The organism is Tsukamurella tyrosinosolvens (genome assembly GCF_900104775.1).
GTDB lineage: Bacteria > Actinomycetota > Actinomycetes > Mycobacteriales > Mycobacteriaceae > Tsukamurella > Tsukamurella tyrosinosolvens.
Genome location: NZ_FNSA01000003.1, coordinates 1,326,414 through 1,342,574 on the forward strand (window position 1 = coordinate 1,326,414; position 16,161 = coordinate 1,342,574).

18 protein-coding genes are annotated in these 16,161 nt (G+C 68.6%); 8 read left to right on the forward strand and 10 right to left on the reverse strand.

Annotated features, from left to right (window positions below; translation table 11 throughout):
- Positions 1–262 precede the first annotated feature (262 nt).
- The 4 genes from rpmE (at position 263) to BLW32_RS08045 (ending at position 3,202) form a co-directional block, all read left to right on the forward strand.
- Entirely contained in the window at positions 263–493 is a 231-nt protein-coding gene (gene rpmE, locus BLW32_RS08030; RefSeq protein ID WP_013125904.1) for a 50S ribosomal protein L31, read from the forward strand.
- 106 nt (positions 494–599) lie between these two features.
- On the forward strand, positions 600–1,688 hold the full coding sequence (gene prfA / locus BLW32_RS08035; protein WP_068741182.1) for a peptide chain release factor 1: 1,089 nt from the start codon (positions 600–602) through the stop codon (positions 1,686–1,688).
- 6 nt (positions 1,689–1,694) lie between these two features.
- Positions 1,695–2,546: a peptide chain release factor N(5)-glutamine methyltransferase gene (gene prmC / locus BLW32_RS08040; protein ID WP_414929954.1), complete on the forward strand. Its 852-nt coding sequence runs from the start codon at positions 1,695–1,697 to the stop codon at positions 2,544–2,546.
- On the forward strand, positions 2,543–3,202 hold the full coding sequence (locus BLW32_RS08045) for an L-threonylcarbamoyladenylate synthase (RefSeq protein WP_225535951.1): 660 nt from the start codon (positions 2,543–2,545) through the stop codon (positions 3,200–3,202). The genes prmC and BLW32_RS08045 overlap by 4 nt, the downstream gene beginning before the upstream one ends.
- Before the next feature lie 4 nt (positions 3,203–3,206).
- Here the strand turns inward: BLW32_RS08045 and BLW32_RS08050 are convergent, their stop codons facing one another.
- The 10 genes from BLW32_RS08050 to BLW32_RS08095 form a co-directional block, all read right to left on the reverse strand.
- The gene (locus BLW32_RS08050; protein WP_139286105.1) at positions 3,207–3,824 is read right to left on the reverse strand and encodes a hypothetical protein; all 618 of its coding nucleotides are present in this window, start codon (positions 3,822–3,824) and stop codon (positions 3,207–3,209) included.
- Between the two features lie 81 nt (positions 3,825–3,905).
- Positions 3,906–4,808, reverse strand: a complete 903-nt coding sequence (locus BLW32_RS08055; RefSeq protein WP_068524645.1) for a hypothetical protein — start codon at positions 4,806–4,808, stop codon at positions 3,906–3,908.
- A gap of 46 nt (positions 4,809–4,854) precedes the next feature.
- On the reverse strand, positions 4,855–5,817 hold the full coding sequence (locus tag BLW32_RS08060) for an MlaD family protein (protein ID WP_068741185.1): 963 nt from the start codon (positions 5,815–5,817) through the stop codon (positions 4,855–4,857).
- Entirely contained in the window at positions 5,814–6,863 is a 1,050-nt protein-coding gene (locus BLW32_RS08065) for an MlaD family protein (RefSeq protein WP_082791319.1), read from the reverse strand. The genes BLW32_RS08060 and BLW32_RS08065 overlap by 4 nt, the downstream gene beginning before the upstream one ends.
- Positions 6,863–7,966, reverse strand: a complete 1,104-nt coding sequence (locus BLW32_RS08070) for an MlaD family protein (protein ID WP_068524648.1) — start codon at positions 7,964–7,966, stop codon at positions 6,863–6,865. The genes BLW32_RS08065 and BLW32_RS08070 overlap by 1 nt, the downstream gene beginning before the upstream one ends.
- Complete coding sequence (locus BLW32_RS08075) at positions 7,966–8,985, reverse strand: MlaD family protein (protein WP_082791320.1); 1,020 nt, start codon at positions 8,983–8,985, stop codon at positions 7,966–7,968. The genes BLW32_RS08070 and BLW32_RS08075 overlap by 1 nt, the downstream gene beginning before the upstream one ends.
- Positions 8,970–9,995 (reverse strand): MCE family protein, encoded by a 1,026-nt coding sequence (locus BLW32_RS08080; RefSeq protein ID WP_068524650.1) that lies wholly within the window; start codon positions 9,993–9,995, stop codon positions 8,970–8,972. The genes BLW32_RS08075 and BLW32_RS08080 overlap by 16 nt, the downstream gene beginning before the upstream one ends.
- A gap of 16 nt (positions 9,996–10,011) precedes the next feature.
- Positions 10,012–11,160: an MlaD family protein gene (locus tag BLW32_RS08085; RefSeq protein WP_068741186.1), complete on the reverse strand. Its 1,149-nt coding sequence runs from the start codon at positions 11,158–11,160 to the stop codon at positions 10,012–10,014.
- A gap of 27 nt (positions 11,161–11,187) precedes the next feature.
- On the reverse strand, positions 11,188–12,051 hold the full coding sequence (locus tag BLW32_RS08090; protein WP_068524652.1) for an ABC transporter permease: 864 nt from the start codon (positions 12,049–12,051) through the stop codon (positions 11,188–11,190).
- A 60-nt stretch (positions 12,052–12,111) separates the two neighbouring features.
- The gene (locus tag BLW32_RS08095) at positions 12,112–12,969 is read right to left on the reverse strand and encodes an MlaE family ABC transporter permease (protein ID WP_068741187.1); all 858 of its coding nucleotides are present in this window, start codon (positions 12,967–12,969) and stop codon (positions 12,112–12,114) included.
- A 280-nt stretch (positions 12,970–13,249) separates the two neighbouring features.
- Between BLW32_RS08095 and BLW32_RS08100 the strand changes: the two genes are divergently transcribed.
- From BLW32_RS08100 to BLW32_RS08115, 4 genes are all read left to right on the forward strand, one after another.
- Entirely contained in the window at positions 13,250–14,452 is a 1,203-nt protein-coding gene (locus BLW32_RS08100; protein WP_068524778.1) for a glycosyltransferase family 4 protein, read from the forward strand.
- Positions 14,453–14,662: 210 nt separating this feature from the next.
- A complete protein-coding gene (locus tag BLW32_RS08105; RefSeq protein ID WP_068524654.1) occupies positions 14,663–15,076 on the forward strand; it encodes an ATP synthase subunit I in 414 nt (137 codons plus the stop codon).
- Positions 15,073–15,825, forward strand: a complete 753-nt coding sequence (gene atpB, locus BLW32_RS08110; protein WP_068524655.1) for a F0F1 ATP synthase subunit A — start codon at positions 15,073–15,075, stop codon at positions 15,823–15,825. The genes BLW32_RS08105 and atpB overlap by 4 nt, the downstream gene beginning before the upstream one ends.
- A 79-nt stretch (positions 15,826–15,904) precedes the next feature.
- A complete protein-coding gene (locus tag BLW32_RS08115) occupies positions 15,905–16,150 on the forward strand; it encodes a F0F1 ATP synthase subunit C (RefSeq protein WP_013125919.1) in 246 nt (81 codons plus the stop codon).
- Positions 16,151–16,161: the final 11 nt, after the last annotated feature.

Here is a 16,161-nt window from a genome sequence, read left to right on the forward strand (position 1 = left end):
ACTCGAGAACTCGGCCCGCTCGCTTCGCTCCCGGCGCCGGTCTGGTGACAGCTCGTAGCTAACACCGGCCGGCTTACGGCGCGCCAGTCAACCGCCAAACGTCGGCCGCATCGTGACCACGGCGGCCGCGGTCACCGGGACCCGGGAATTTCTCGAAGCCCCGTGCGTTCTGGCATACTGGAACGTCGGTATGGGTTCCGGTTCACGGTCCTGGCGCACGCCAGGGGCGACCCGGCGACCAAGAACGAGAAGGACGGCAATCATGAAGCAGGGGATCCACCCCGATTACGTGGCCACCACCGTTGTCTGCGGTTGCGGTAACACGTTCGAGACGCACAGCACCAAGGCCGACGGCCGCATCAACGTCGAGGTCTGCTCGCAGTGCCACCCGTTCTACACGGGCAAGCAGAAGATCCTCGACACCGGCGGCCGCGTCGCTCGCTTCGAGAAGCGCTACGGCAAGCGCCCGAGCAAGGCCTCGGCCTCCGAGTAGCTGTCCCGCCGACGCCCGTCCTGCCCCGCAGGCCGGGCGTCGGCGCGTTTCACGGGCACCCGTCCCCGCACCGTCTTGACGCCCCGTCCGAGAAAGGCCCGCCGCCATGAGCGCCTCGTCCCCCTCCGCGATCGACGACATCCTCGCCGAGTACTCCGGTCTCGAGCAGCAGATGTCCGACCCCGCGCTGCACAACGACGCGGGCGCGGCGCGCAAGGTGGGCAAGCGCTTCGCCGAGCTGGCGCCGATCATGGCGACGCACCGCAAGCTGGAGGCCGCCCGCGAGGACCGCGCCGCCGCCCAGGAGCTGGCCGCCGCCGACGCGTCCTTCGCCGACGAGGTGACCGCGCTGACCGAGCAGATCGAGGCGCTCGAGCAGCAGCTCACCGACCTGCTCGCGCCGCGCGACCCGCACGACTCCGACGACGTCGTGCTCGAGGTCAAGTCGGGCGAGGGCGGCGAGGAGTCGGCCCTGTTCGCCGGCGACCTCGCCCGCATGTACCTGCGGTACGCCGAGCGCCGCGGCTGGAAGGTCGAGACCCTCGGCGCCACCTACTCCGACCTCGGCGGCTTCAAGGACGCCACGTTCGCGATCAAGTCCCGCGGCCCCGGCGCCGACGGGTCGATCGACGGCGTGTGGGCCCGGATGAAGTTCGAGGGCGGCGTGCACCGCGTGCAGCGAGTCCCCGCCACCGAGAGCCAGGGCCGCATCCACACGTCCGCCGCCGGCGTGCTCGTCTACCCCGAGCCCGACGAGGTCGAGGAGGTGCAGATCGACGAGTCCGACCTGCGCATCGACGTCTACCGGTCCTCCGGCAAGGGCGGCCAGGGCGTCAACACCACCGACTCCGCCGTGCGCATCACGCACCTCCCCACGAACATCGTCGTGACCTGCCAGAACGAGCGGTCCCAGCTGCAGAACAAGGCCCGCGCCATGCAGGTGCTCGCCGCGCGGCTGCAGGCCCTCAAGGAGGAGGAGGCGGAGGCCGCCGCGTCGGACTCCCGGGCCGCGCAGATCCGCACCGTCGACCGCTCCGAGCGGATCCGCACCTACAACTTCCCCGAGAACCGCATCGCCGACCACCGCATCGGCTTCAAGTCGCACAACCTCGACCAGGTCCTCGACGGCGAGCTGGACGCCCTGCTCGACGCGCTGCAGGCGGCGGACCGCCAGGCCCGGCTCGAGGCCGAGTAACCCGCCGTGACCCGACCCACGATGCTGGCCGCCGCCGCGACGGCCCGGCTGGCGGAGGCCGGCGTCCCGTCGGCGCGGTTCGACGCGGAGGCCCTGCTCGCCGAGGCCCTCGGCATCGACCGCGGGCGCATCCCGATCGCCGACGACGCGACGCCGGAGCAGGCGGCCGCGTACGAGGCCCTGCTGGCCAGGAGGGCGGCCCGGGAGCCGCTGCAGCACATCCTGGGCCGCACGTACTTCGGGCCGCTCACGCTGGCCGTGGGCCCCGGCGTCTTCGTCCCGCGGCCCGAGACCGAGCTGCTCGCCGTCTGGGCCGCGCGCCAGGTGGGCCGCGGCGCCGCGATCGTCGACCTCTGCGCCGGCTCCGGCGCGCTGGGCCTGTACCTCGCGGCGACGGTGCCCGGCTCCCGCGTCGTGCTCGTCGAGCGCGATCCCGCGGCCCTGGACTACCTGCGCCGTAACGCCGCCGCGGCCGCGCTCGCGGGCACGGCGACGGTGCTCGACGCCGACGTGCGCGACCCGGAGCTGCCGGATCGCGTGGCGGAGCTGCTCGGCACCGTCGACCTGGTGGTCACCAACCCGCCCTACGTGCCCGAGGGCGCGGATCTCGATCGCGAGGCGGCCGCCGATCCCGCCGCCGCCCTGTTCTCCGGCGCCGACGGGCTGGACCTGATCCGCGAACTCGCGCCGCTCGCGGCGCGGCTGCTCGCGGCCGGGGGAGCGGTGGCGGTGGAGCACGACGACAGCAACGGCGCGGGCACCGCGGAGCTGCTGCGCGCCGCGGGGTTCGGCGGCGTCGCCGAGCACCGGGACCTCGCGGGCAGGCCCCGGTACGTGACTGGCAGGATGGACCCGTGAGCATCGCCAGCCGCGCCTTCGACTGCACCGACCCGGAATCCCGTGCCGCGGGCCTCAGCGCCGCCCGGTCCGCGCTGAAGGGCGGCCACCTCGTGGTGATGCCGACCGACACCGTCTACGGCATCGGCTGCGACGCCTTCGACGGCCGCGCCGTCGCATCGCTGCTCGCTGCGAAGAACCGCGGCCCCGATATGCCGGTCGGCGTGCTCGTGGGTTCCTGGAACACCATCGACGGGCTCGTCAGCCGCGTCAGCGACGCCGCCCGCGAGCTGACCCGCGCGTTCTGGCCCGGCGCGGTGTCCCTCGTCGTGGAGCAGGCGCCCAGCCTCGCGTGGGACCTCGGGGACACCCGCGGCACCGTGATGCTGCGGATGCCGCTGCACCCCGTCGCGATCGAGCTGCTGCGCGAGGTCGGGCCGATGGCCGTGTCCAGCGCCAACGTCTCCGGCCGGCCGCCCGCCGCCACGATGCTCGAGGCCCGCGATCAGCTGGGCGACTCGGTCGACGTCTACCTCGACGGCGGACCGTCCGAGCACGCGGCGCCGTCGAGCATCGTCGACCTGTCCGGGCCGCAGCCGCGCGTGCTGCGCGAGGGCGCCGTGAGCACCGCACGGATCGCCGAGGTCCTCGGCGTCACCGTCGAATCGCTGGCCTGAGCGGTCACTTCCCGGGGTTGACGCCGCCGACGTCGGTGATCAGCCAGTCGCGGCTCTTGTCGACCGTGACCGTGTAGAGCGTGAGGACCTCACGGGTCCCGGCCGACTGCGAGTTCGTCGAGACGACCTTCACGTAGGTGTTGACCTTGGACACCGGCCCGGACCGCGACGTCACCACCGCGTCGAGCACTGTGCCGGTCGACACCCACCGCAGCGGCTGGAGCAGCTGGTTCATCGCGCCCGCGGTCGACTCGAGCTTGGTCTTCAGCTCGGGCGAGACGCCCTTGACGAGGGCGGTGCGCCACGGTCCCAGGTCGCGGTAGTCGAAGCTCGACGCGCCCGCCGCGTACGTCGCGGCGATGTCCTCGGCCCGGGCGTCGTCCGCCGCGGCCTGCCGGGTCGCGGCCAGCTCGGTGCGCGCGTCGTCGGCGCGGCCGTTCGCACCCGCCCAGAGCACGCCGAACGTCACCGTCGACGCCAGGAGGGCGAGGGCCAGGACGGAGGCCACCACCAGTCCCGCCACGAGGCCACCGGATCGACGCGGCGGGGGAGTGGGGGCGCCGTAGGCGGGCGTGTACGCCGGGGGCGCGTAGCCGGGTGGCGGGTACTGCGGCTGATTCACGATGTCATGATCGCACGTTCACGAGAACAACGAAGCGCCCGGACCCTCGCGGGATCCGGGCGCTTCGTCGGTGCCGGGGTGTCAGTTGCCGGGCGCCGGCGTGGCCGCCGGGGCCTGAGCGCCCTCGGTCGGGGCGGCCGGTGCCGGCTGGGTGGCCTGGGCGGACGGATCGGCGAGCGAGCCGCCGACGTCGGTGATCTGCCAGTCCTTGTCCTTGTCCAGCGTCACGTTGTAGACGGTGAGCACGTCGCGGCCGCTGGCGGCCTGGACGTTGGTGGCCTCCACCTTGACGTAGGCGCTGACCTTGTAGATCGGACCCGACTGCGAGTTCACCACGGCGTCCATCACGGTGCCCTTCGACACCCACTGCAACGGCTGCAGCAGCTGGTTCATCGCGCCCGCGGTGGCGTCCATCTTCGTCTTCAGCTCGGGGGAGACGCCCTTGACGATCGCCGTGCGCCACGGACCGAGGTCCTTGAAGTCGAAGGTCGAGGCGCCTGCGGCGTACTCCGCGGCCACCTTCTCGGCCTGCGCCTTCTCGGCGGCGGCCGCCTTCATGTCGCTGTTCTCCGACTTCTGCAGGCCCCACAGCACCCCGAAGGTGATCGACGCCGCGAGCAGCGCCAGGATCACCACGGTGATGACCACGGTGGTGACGGTCGCGCCCGCCGTCGCGCCCGCGGCCTGGGCCCGCGACGCCGCCGCGCGGGCGGACGCCTTGGGGCGACGCACCGGCGCCGGCTCGTCCGCCTCCTCGAAGTCCTCGTCCTCCTCGACCGGGGGAGCGGGGCGCTTCGCGGCGGCCTTCTTCGCGGGGGCCTTCTTCGTGGTCGAGACCTTCTCGGTCGGGGCCTCGTCCTCGACGACCTCGTCGGTCGCGCCGGCGGTCTCCTCGGCCGCCTCGTCGACGGTGTCCTGCACGGTCTCCTCGGTCGCCGCGGCCTCGTCAGCGAGGTTCTTGTCGTCCGGGGTGGAATCAGTCACTTGTCGGGTAGCCAATCGTGTCGGGGTTCGTCGGTCCGGTGGAGCGCTACTTCTTCGGCGGGATGACCACCGTGAGGTTCGCGGCACCGTCGGAGCCGACCGTGTTCAACGCCTGCGAGAGTAGCGCGGCCATGTCGATCTGCGGCAGCGTGTCCGTCAGGGCCTGCACCACGGGCACCAGCGGCTCCGTCATCGGACCGAGGTTCGACAACAGCTTGCTGGTGTTCGGGGCGATCTTGAGCAGGAACGGGTTGACCGACTTGGTGAGCATCTCGGGTCCGTTCATGCCCTTCATGAGGCTGTCGAGCGCCTTGAGCACCTCGACGTCCTTGACCACGAAGGTCCGGGTGGACGGGCCGAACTCGGCGATCGCGCCCGGCAGCCAGTCCATGTCGGCCTGGTAGTTCTGCGTGTTCTCCATCATCCGGCGGATGTTGGGCATCCGCGCGGTGAGGGTGCGGGCCAGCAGGTCGCCGGCCTGCGAGATGTTCGGCAGCGAGCCCTGCGTGTTGCTGGTCGCGTCCGCCAGGGTCTCGGTGATGCCGCCCAGGTCCGTCGAGTTGATGTTGCTGGTGAGGCCGGAGATCAGCTTGAAGGTCTCGGGCAGCGACAGCGGCTCCTTGATCTTCGCGGTGTCGATCGTCGAGCCGTCCGCCAGGTAGGGGCCCAGGAGGGAGTCCGGGCGGAACTCGATGTACGGCTCGCCGACCGCCGACAGCTGCTCGATGCGCAGGCCCGTCTGCGACGGGATCTTGTACTTCCCGTCGTACCGGAACTTCACGACGACCTTGCCGTTCTCGCGGTCGATGGTCTCGACGTTGCCGACCTTGACACCGCGCAGCAGCACCGACGAGTCGGGCAGCAGCTGGTTCGCGTTGTCGAGCTTCATGGTGACGGACCGGTAGTCGGCCAGCGGCCGCCAGTGCAGCACCGAGAAGGCGATGTAGGCCGTGCCCAACACCATGACCAACGCGAAGGTCAGGAGGCTGAAGAAGGTGCTCTTTTTCACGGAACTGCTCCCACCATCCGAAGGTTGTTGACCGCCTGGCGGGCGGCATCGGAAGTGGGCACGTTCCCGTTGGTGCCCAGCTCCTTGACGTTGACCTTGGCCCCGCTGGAGAGGAACGGCAGGATCTTGTTCTTCAGCAGGTCCTCGAGGTTCGCCAGGTTCGCCTGCCGGCCGTTCATGTTCGGCCAGCCGGGGAACATGAGCGGCTTGATCACGCCCGCCACGGTCGCCGTCGAGGCGTCGAGCAGGGGAGCCGTGAACGACAGCGGCGCGAGCGCGTCCGAGAGGCGGCTGAGCACCTTGATCGCGCCGGTGGTCAGGTCGAGCGTGTCCCCGAACCAGTCGTCGGTCGGCTTGAGCAGCGCGACGAGGATCGCGTCGTTGTCGTTGATCGTCGTGACGAGGCCGCCGACCGAGGTGATCGCCTGGCTCACGTTGTCGTTCTGCTTGCCGAGGTCGACCACCGTCTGCGAGACGGTCTTGACCAGCCCGGAGAGCTTCTGCGGGTCGGCGGGCAGGTTGCTGTTGATCCGGCTGAACGTGTCCTGCAGCTGCATCAGGCTGCCGCTGCCGAGGAAGTTCGCCAGGTCGGCGAGGATGTCCTCGATCTGGGTCGGCGGCTTGGTCTGGGTGGTGGGCAGCGTGTCGCCCGCCTTCAGCGGCGTGCCGGGCTTACCGGGCGTGGACTTGAGGGCCACGTAGGTGTCGCCGAGGATCGTGTCCTGCTGCAGCGTCGCCGTGATCGTGTTGGGCACCTTGACGCCGTCGTTGATCTTGACGTCGACGACGGCCTTGCCCTCCTCGAGGGTGACCTTCTGCAGGCGGCCGGAGATCACGCCGTCGAACACGACGCGCGCGCGGTCGGGCAGGTTGAGGACGTTCGTGAAGTCGAGGTGCACGACGTAGCCGTCGCCGCCGCCGGCCTGGCCGGGGGCCGGGATCGCCGAGGGGTTGAAGGGCACCGAGCCGCAGCCCGCCAGCACCGCCCCGGTGGCGACGGTCGCCACGCCCACCGCGAGGGACCGCCTGTTCAGTGGATTACGCATCAGTACGCCGCTCCCGTCGCGCGCAGGACCGTGGAGATGAGCTCCACGTTGACGTGGCCCGCATCGACGACCTTGCACTGGCCCGGCGCGAACCGGTTCAGGTTGTTGCAGGTCTGGGCCGGGTTCTTCGACGGCACCAGCGCTGACGGCGGCCGGTACGTGATCTTCGTGGCCAGGGTCTTCTGGTCCACGCTCACCTGGAAGGCGCGGATCAGCGGCGGCAGGATGTTGAGCATGTCGCCGAACTGCTTGGTCGTCGCCGCCAGGAGGGTCGTGGTCGGGACCGTGACCTCCAGCAGGGGAGCGATGAAGGCGCCGTACTTGTCGAAGACGGTGGCCAGCGTCTTCACCAGCGTGGCGAGCTGGGGGAAGGCGCCGATACCGACGTCCATCAGCGGCTCGCCGACGTTCTTGATGCGGAAGGCGTACTTCGTGAGGAAGGCGCGCATCTCGTCCCAGTTCTGGACGAGGCCGTCGGAGGCCGGCGCGAAGGCGTCGAGGATCGCCGCCACGTCGCCCATGCCGGGGCCGGGGTTGCGCATCAGCTCACCGAGCTTGTTGGTGAGCGCCGAGATCTCCGGGCCCGTGCCCTGCGTGGCCTTGTTCAGCGCGGGGATGGAGGCCATCGCCTTGCGGAACTCCTCGTCGCCGCCACCGACGGTCAGGTCGTCGACGACCTGCGACACGGCCTGCAGCGACTCGGTGATCGAGAGCGGCGTCTTGGTGTTGGTGATGCAGTTGCCGGGCTGCCACGTGGGCCCGCCCTTGTAGGTCTCGAGGAGCTCGAGGCGGCGCTGCGCGACGAGCGAGTCGGCGACCGCCACGACGCCGACGTTGGTCGGCAGCTTGCGGTCGGCCGGCAGATCGAAGTCGATGCGGGTCGTCTTGCCGTTGGGCGTGATCTTGGTGATCTCGCCGATCGGGTAGCCGAACTGCGCCACCTTGCTGCCGGTGAACAGGCCCACCGAGCTGTCGAGCTCGGCGCAGTACGCGGTGGTCTTCTGGGTGAGGCCCTTGAAGGCCACACCGCCCAGCACCAGCGCGGCGGCGACGATGACCACGAACGCGGACATCGCGCCGCGGGAAGCGAGGAACTTACGCATCAGCAGGTCACCCCCGGGCTCGGAATGCAGACGTTGGTCGCGAGGAAGGTCTTCTCGGACTCGTTGAGCTGGATCGTGCCGTCGGGCGCGATCGTCTTCTGGAGTCCGGCCAGCATCTCCTTGGCGTTGGCGATCGCCGGCTCGGCCTGCTGGACGACCTCGCGGGCCTTGGCCACCAGCGCGTCGAAGCGGCTGGCCAGCGGGTCGACGTTGTTGAGGTAGACGTTGAGCAGGGGAGTCAGGCGCTGCACGAGCTGCGTGGTGTTCGTCAGGTAGCTCTTGAAGCCGGCCAGGTTCACCTCGGCGGCCGAGAAGAACGTGCTCATGTTCCGCATCAGCGAGAGCAGCAGGTCGCCGTTCTGGTTGATGGTCGTCGAGTACTCGCCCATCACCTTGACGAAGTCGCCGGCCTGGTCCTGCTGGCGCAGGATGTTCTCGAACATCCGGTTGAACGTGCCGACCGTGTTGCGGATCGACTCCGGCTGGTCCTCGAGCGCCTGGTTCAGCTGCGACATGGACTCGCGGATCGGCGTCGCCTTGATCTTCTCGACCTTCGGCGTCGCCTGCTGGAAGGTCTCCAGGAGGCTGTACGGCATCGACACGCGCTCCGGCGGGATCGGCTTGTCGCCGAGGTTCGTGGTGCCCATCGGGGTGAGCGCCATGTAGTAGCCGCCGACCGTGGTCAGCATCTTCATCGAGGCGGTGGTGGCGTCACCGAGGAAGATCTCCTTGTCGACGCGGAACTTCACGCGCACCCGGTCGTCGAGCAACTCGACGCCGGAGACCGAGCCGACGCTGATGCCGGCGACGCGGACGTCGACGCCCGAGCGCACGGCCTGCGCTTCCTTGAAGTCCGCCGAGTACTCCTTGGTGCCCGGCTGGAAGACGAAGAGGTAGCCGCAGATCGCGAGGATGATGACCGCGATCAGCGCACCGACGATGCCCCAGTTCAGCTGGTGCCGGCGGTCCTGCGCCGCGGTCGGCAGCGGACGGTTGAAGAGGTTCACTTTGGATTGCATACCGTCACCTTCTGACCTGCGACGAAGAGATTCATCATGCCGGGGAGCTTGGCCTGGCCCTTGCTGCAGGTCGTCGAGACCGCGGGACCGGCCTGCGGCTTCGTGCCCTCGTTCAGGAGCTGGACGATGCCGGGGAGGGTCGCGAGGGCGTTGACCAGCTGCTCCGCCATGGGCATCGCGTTGCTGACGATCGCGTCGAGCGGGGGGTTCTCATTGGGGGTGAGCCCCAGCGCGGCGAGCAGGGCGTTGGTGCGGCTGACCACGCCCGAGGTCTTGTCCGACCACTCGCGCATCGAGTCGACGTTGCTCGCCAGGGTGCGGGCGAAGACGTCGAGCTGCTGCAGCACCTTGGTCAGACCGGGGGAGGCGCCGCCGATGGACTCCGACACCGAGCCCAGGTTGGTGATGAGCTGGGTGAGGACGCGCTGGCGGTCGTTGCTCACGGCCATCAGCTTGTCGAGCGAGCTCAGCAGCGGGCCGAGACCCTCGCCGTTGCCCTGGATCACCGCGAGGACCGACTGCGACAGGTGGTTGATGTCATCGGCGTTCAGCGTCGACAGCACCGGCTTGAGGCCCACGAAGACCGTCGTGATGTCGAACGAGGACTGCGTGAACTTCTCGTCGATCGTGCTGCCGGGCTTGACCTCGGCGGCCGTGCTCTTCGGGGTGGGGCGCACCTCGAGGAACCGCGAACCGGTGAGGTTCTGGTAGCGGATCGCCAGCGTGTCGTCGGCGCGGAACTTCCGGTCCCGCTGCAGCGTGAAGCTCACGGCCGCGTTGGAGATCCGGTGGTCCGAGGACTGCTTGACCGCGATGTCCTTGACCTTGCCGACCTGGACGCCGAGCATGCGCACGTCGTCGCCGACCTTGAGTCCCGAGACGTCCTTGAACTCCGCGTGGAAGGTGTCCAGGTCGCCCTGCGGCGGCCGGGTCAGCGCCTGCAGCACCAGTACGAGCAGCAGGATCATCACCGCGGCGAAGACCGCGATCTTGATCGAGGTCGCCTTCATTGACTTCATGGTTGGCTCAGCTCCCAGGCTTCGTGGACGTCGGGGTGCTCGGCTTCGCGGACGACGGTGCGCCCTGCGACGGCGTGGCCGGCTTGGTCTCGCCGGGCTTCGCCTCGGCGGGCTTCTCGCCCGGCTTCGGCGGGATGTACGTGAACGTCGGTGCCGGAGGCAGCATCGCGCCGATGGCAGGGTAGTCGACCGACAGTCGCAGGTTCAGCACAGGCCCGTTCGGGGTGTTCGGCATCGCCTTGCGGACGTTGTCGATCAACTGCCCGATCTGGATGCCGACGCCCGTCGCGCTCCCGTTGGGGAAGGCGTTGAGCAGCGGCTGCATGAGGGCCACCAGCATGGGCGTGGCCGTCTGGAGCCCGGCCAGGGCCTTCGGGTCGAGGATCTTCTGCAGCGCCGCGGTGAGGCTGTCCTTCTCGTTGGTGAGCGCGTCCAGCGTCGCCTTGCCGCGGTTCACCCAGGCCTTGTCGTGCACCGGCTGGTACTCGAACAGCGTCTTCACGGCCGGGATGAGGGCCGTGGTCGTGGCGTCGGCGTTCTCGATGGCCTGCGTGATGATCGGGAAGGTCTGCGCCGTCGAGAGCCGCTGGGTGTCCTGCACGGCCTGCGCGACCCCGCCGAGTGCGGTGAAGAGCGGGAGCATGGCCTTCGACGAGGCGTCGAAGTTCAGCAGGATCTGGCTCATGTGCGGGCGCAGGGCGTCGCTGTTCACGTCGCCGATGGTGGCGATCATGTTCGAGACCGTGTTGTCGGTGATCGGCTTGGTCGGCGCGATCTGGGCGCCGTCCTGCAGCGTGCCGCCACCGTCGTGCGGGGTCAGGATGACCTCGGAGACGCCGAACAGGTTGCCCGCGGAGTACGCGGCCTCGAGGTTGTTCGTCAGGGACTCGCCGTCGGCGGACTTCATCGTCACCGTGACGCCCTGCTGGCCGTTGCCGAGGGCGGCGATGCCGGTGACCTCACCGACCTTGATGCCCTGGATGCGGACCGGGGCACCGTCGACGATGCCGGCCGCGACCGCGGGGGAGCGGAGCGTGAACGAGAACTCGTCCTTCGGCCACAGGGCCTTGATCAACCACCCGACGAGAACGATCACGAGGATCACGGCGACCGCGATGAGCCCGCGGCGCCGCAGCACCGACCGCTCGATCGACATTCCTGGTACGGAAACGACTCCCATTGGTTACCCCTTGAAGTAGACCGGGGAGGTGAAGCCCCACAGCGCGACGGTCATGACGAGGTTGAGGACGACGACGGCCACGAGACTGGCGCGGATGGCCCGGCCGGAGGCGGTACCCACGCCCTCCGGGCCGCCGGACGCGAAGAAGCCCTGGTAGCAGTGGATGATGATGACCGCGGTCAGGAAGACCGCCACCTTGATCACTGAGAAGAAGATGTCCGACCCGCTGACGAACTGACTGAAATAGTGGTCGTACGTGCCGGACGGCATCGAGTACACCGATTTCACCACCCAGGCGCAGGAGAGCCAGGACAGGATCAGCGTGATCAGGTAGACGGGGACCACGGCGATCAGGCCCGCGAGCACGCGGGTCGTCACGACGAAGGACACCGACCGCAGGCCGAGGGACTCGAGCGCGTCGATCTCCTCGTTGATGCGCATGGCGCCGATCTCGGCGGTCATGCGGCAGCCGGCCTGGGCGGCGAAGCCGACGCCCGCGAGCATCGGGGCGAACTCACGGGTGTTCGCGAACGAGGCGACCACTGCGGTGAGCGGACCCATGCCGAGCATGTTGAGGATCGCGAAGCCCTGCACGGCGACGATGCCGCCGACCGTGATGCCGAGCACGGCGAGCACCGGTGCGGTACCGCCGCCGACGACGAGAGCGCCACGGCCCCACGTGATGTCGGTGAGGATGTACATGATCTGCGACCGGTAGTGCTTGATCGCGTGCGGAACGGTGCGGATGACCTCGGCGATGAACGAGACGACGTGGCCGATGGTGTCGAAGAGGCTCCACGCCGATCCGGAGGCTCCGAACAGGTTGAAGAACCAGCGTGTGCCCCGAGGGCGGTAGACGGTTGCCATGTATCAGCTCACCTGTTCAGGGACGAAGACGGTCGATTCGGCGATGCGGTCGGTCATGGGTCAGCCGACCTGCATCGGGAAGAACATCGTCGTGACCTGCGTGATGAGCAGGTTCATGGCGAAGATGACGACGAACGAGAGGACGACGGTGGCGTTCACCGCGTCGGCGACGCCGCGCGAGCCGCCGCGGGCCTCGAGGCCGCGCTGGCAGCCGATGATCGCGATCACCGTGCCGAAGAGGAAGGACTTGATGAGCGAGATGTAGACGTCGACCGGGTGCGCGAAGGAACCGAACGAGAGCCAGTAGGCGCCGGGCGTCACGCCCTGGCTGCCGACGGCGACGAGGTAGCCGGCGAGCGTGCCGATCGCGATCACGAGGATGTTGAGGAGCGGAGCCACGATCCACGCCGCCAGCAGGCGGGGGACGACGAGGCGGTTGAGCGGGTTGATGCCCATGACCCGCATCGCGTCCGTCTCCTCGCGGATGGTGCGCGCGCCCAGGTCGGCCGCGATGGCCGAGGCGCCGGCGCCCGCGAGGAGGAGGCCGGTGGCGATCGGGGCGCCCTGCGTGATGACGGCGAGGCCGCCGGCCGCGCCCTGCAGCGAATCGGCGCCGAGCTGGGCGATGATGTTGCCCACCTGGATCGAGATGACGATGCCGAACGGGATGGCGATGAGGATGCCGGGGAAGCTGGTGACGCCGATCATGTACCAGACCTGGTTCAGCGCTTCCTTCCACTGGAGCCGGCCGCGGATCGTGTCGGTCACGAGCGCGACCAGGGACATGATCAGCATCCGGACGCTCCGGCCGATCGTGCGGATGGAGTCCACGACTGTGGTGGAGAAGTTCTTGCTGATGATCGACCAGTAGGAAGGTCGCTTGGCAGGTGCCGCGCCCTGCGCAACGGATTGCGTCACCGCGAACGTCTCCTCTCGACTGTGGCCACACTGTGACCCACATGCTGCGTTCTCAGGTGTATGACCGAGGACACTATAACGGTCCGACGAGTGATGTGCGTCATTGGCCTGCTTCGCCGAGGCTATGTGAGCGACTCGTCAGTAACATTCAGGCAGTCGGGTGGATCGTGTCCATCCGCTAAGGTCAGGCGGGGTGCGCCGAAGTATGATCGCAAAGCCTCGGCCCGCCGGAACCGGCTGACTCGGGGGTGCGAGTAGATTCGCACGCGTGCACATCGAGATGCTGGGCGGGGTGGTCGTCGGGGCCGGCGCTGCCGGGGTCCCGATGCGAGAATTGCTGGTAGTGGGACTGACTGCTGCAGTTGTCACATTCTTCGCGACGTCGCTGGTCCGCGTCGTCGCCACGCGGTTCGGTGCGGTCGCGGTTCCGCGGGCGCGCGACGTCCACGTGGTACCCACACCGCGCCTCGGGGGAGTGGGCATCTACATCGGGATGGTCGCCGGCATCTTCTTAGCCGCGCAGCTGCCGGCTCTCACGCGGGGCTTCGCCTATTCCAAGGATGCCGTCGCGGTTCTCGTCGCCGGCGCCGTGATCGTGGTCGTCGGCATCATCGACGACCGTTGGGGCGTCGACGCCCTGACGAAACTGGTCGGCCAGATCTTCGCCGCGTCGCTGCTCGTCGTGATGGGCGTGGCCTGGAACGTGGTCTACGTCCCGGGCATCAATACGACGGTGGTGCTCGACCAGCTGCAGGCCGGCCTGCTGACGGTGATCGTCGCGGTCGCCACCGTCAACGCCATGAACTTCATCGACGGGCTCGACGGCCTGTTGGCCGGCGTGGCCGCTCTGGCGGCGCTCGCGATCCTCATCTTCTCCGTGGGCCTGATGTTCGACTCCGGCGGCGACGCACCGTCGTACCCCCCGGCCCTCATCACCGCCGCGCTCTTCGGCGCGTGCATGGGCTTCCTTCCGCACAACTTCCAGCCCGCCCGGATCTTCATGGGCGACTCCGGCTCCATGCTGCTCGGCCTCACCCTCGCGGCGGCGTCGACCTCCGCGTCCGGGCGGATCTCCCAGAACGCGTACGGCACGACCGACATCTTCGCGCTGCTGCTGCCGCTCCTGCTCGCCGTCGCGGTGATGTTCGTGCCGATGCTGGACCTCCTACTAGCGGTCGTGCGCCGCACCCGCGCGGGTGTGCACCCGTTCACGGCGGACAAGATGCACCTGCATCATCGGCTGCTGCAGATCGGGCACAGCCAGCGCCGCGTCGTGGTGGTCATCTACCTGTGGGTGGGTGTGTTGGGCCTGAGTGCCGCGGCGTCCACGATGCTCCCGCCGACCCTCATCGCACCCCTCTTCGGGGCGGGCCTGCTGTGCGCCCTCGTCTTCACCGTGGTGCCGCGGATCGTGCCGCGCCTGCGGGAGCGCTATTCCGAAACCGCGAGGTCAGATACATCGACCAAGTCGGGAACCCGGTAACGCAGGACGGTCGTCCTGTTGTACTATCGTGTGTAGTTGATCGGTTGGATCACGGCACGGACCCGATGTGGGGAGTGCCCCTACTTCTTGGTAGAGTCTCAGCCAATCACAAAGAATCCGTGATGTGACCCACGCTACGGATTCGGCAGACGCCGCCCCCGGTCGCCGCGAGACCTTCGCTGGAGCGACCCTGACCCCGAAGGAGGGGACATGACGACGCCCGCCCCCTCCGTCGACGGCCAGGTCGGTCGTAGCGTCGTGACCTTCGTGAACCCGATCGTGATCGTGATCGGCCTCTCCGTGATCGCCGCCGGCGTCGGCACCGCCTTCGGTCACCCGTGGTTCGCCGCGTGGTTCCTCCTCGGCGGGCTGCTCTCCGTGCTGAACGCCAAGCTGGCGGTCCTCAAGGTGGCCACGGTCACCGCGGAGAACGAGCCCCGCAAGGCTCCGGTCGCCGTCAATTCGATGGTCCGCCTCGGCGTCGTCTCCGTCATCGCGATCGTGATCGCCTACTTCTTCCGGCCCGATGGGCTGGGCGTGATCTTCGGCCTCGCCGTCGGTCAGATCGTCCTCGTCCTGAACACCGTCATCCCCGTTCTGAAAGGGCTTCGCCAGCAGTCATGAACACCAACCTGTACGCCGAGGGCTCGATCAAGGTCGCCCACTACAAGTCGTTCGAGCTGTTCGGAATGACCTTTCACTGGGACACGATCCTGGCCACGGCGATCGCGGCCGCGATCGTGCTCATCCTGGCGTTCATCCTGAAGGCGAAGGTCACCTCGACCGGTGTCCCGAGCGGTGTGCAGCTGTTCTGGGAGGCCATCACCATCCAGCTCCGCAGCCAGGTCGAGTCCGCGATCGGCATGAAGGTGGCGCCGTTCCTGCTGCCGCTCGCGATCGCGCTGTTCTCCCTGATCCTGTTCGCGAACTGGCTCGCGGTGCTGCCGCAGCAGTACACGGGTGAGGGCGGCGCCCCCACCGAGATCTTCATGCCGCCGGCCGCCGACGTCAGCTTCGTCTACGCGTTGGTCCTGGTCGTGTACCTGGGCTACCACTTCGCCGGTTTCCGCACCCACGGCATCTTCGGCTACCCGGCGAAGGTCGTGAAGGGCCACGCGGTCGGCCTGGCGCCGATCAACGTGATCGAGGAGCTCATCTCGAAGCCGCTGTCGCTCGCACTGCGACTCTTCGGCAACGTCTTCGCGGGCACGGTCATGGTCGCGGTCATCGCGCTGCTGCCGGCCTACATCCTCTGGTTCCCGAACTCCCTGTGGAAGTCCTTCGAGCTCTTCGTCGGCCTCATCCAGGCGTTCATCTTCTCGCTCCTGACCATCCTGTACTTCTCCACCGCTATGGAGAAGACGCACCACTGACCTGTTCGCGGCCCACACCGGGCCACGGACGAGTAGACCCTGGTAGGCCGACTACCAGAAACCGAAAGGGAAAAGATAAATGGATCCGAACATCGCGCAGGGTGCCCTCATCGGCGGCGGCCTGATCATGGGTGGCGGCGCCATCGGCGCCGGTATCGGTAACGGTCTCGCCGGTTCCCAGCTCGTCGCCGGCATCGCGCGGCAGCCGGAGGCCCAGGGCCGCCTGATGACCCCGTTCTTCATCACCGTTGGTCTGGTCGAGGCCGCGTACTTCATCAACCTGGCCTTCATGGCCCTGTTCGTGTTCGCGACCCCGATCTCCTAATTCGCTCGTAA

Excerpts from the sequence above, each read along its gene's own strand:
- BLW32_RS08105 (WP_068524654.1), top strand. The coding sequence starts at position 14,663 with ATGACGACGCCCGCCCCCTCCGTCGACGGCCAGGTCGGTCGTAGCGTC.
- BLW32_RS08085 (WP_068741186.1), bottom strand. The coding sequence starts at position 11,160 with ATGTCGATCGAGCGGTCGGTGCTGCGGCGCCGCGGGCTCATCGCGGTC.
- atpB (WP_068524655.1), top strand. The coding sequence starts at position 15,073 with ATGAACACCAACCTGTACGCCGAGGGCTCGATCAAGGTCGCCCACTAC.
- BLW32_RS08065 (WP_082791319.1), bottom strand. The coding sequence starts at position 6,863 with ATGCGTAATCCACTGAACAGGCGGTCCCTCGCGGTGGGCGTGGCGACC.
- BLW32_RS08070 (WP_068524648.1), bottom strand. The coding sequence starts at position 7,966 with ATGCGTAAGTTCCTCGCTTCCCGCGGCGCGATGTCCGCGTTCGTGGTC.
- BLW32_RS08075 (WP_082791320.1), bottom strand. The coding sequence starts at position 8,985 with ATGCAATCCAAAGTGAACCTCTTCAACCGTCCGCTGCCGACCGCGGCG.
- BLW32_RS08100 (WP_068524778.1), top strand. The coding sequence starts at position 13,250 with ATGCTGGGCGGGGTGGTCGTCGGGGCCGGCGCTGCCGGGGTCCCGATG.
- BLW32_RS08115 (WP_013125919.1), top strand. The coding sequence starts at position 15,905 with ATGGATCCGAACATCGCGCAGGGTGCCCTCATCGGCGGCGGCCTGATC.
- BLW32_RS08090 (WP_068524652.1), bottom strand. The coding sequence starts at position 12,051 with ATGGCAACCGTCTACCGCCCTCGGGGCACACGCTGGTTCTTCAACCTG.
- rpmE (WP_013125904.1), top strand. The coding sequence starts at position 263 with ATGAAGCAGGGGATCCACCCCGATTACGTGGCCACCACCGTTGTCTGC.
- prfA (WP_068741182.1), top strand. The coding sequence starts at position 600 with ATGAGCGCCTCGTCCCCCTCCGCGATCGACGACATCCTCGCCGAGTAC.
- BLW32_RS08080 (WP_068524650.1), bottom strand. The coding sequence starts at position 9,995 with ATGAAGGCGACCTCGATCAAGATCGCGGTCTTCGCCGCGGTGATGATC.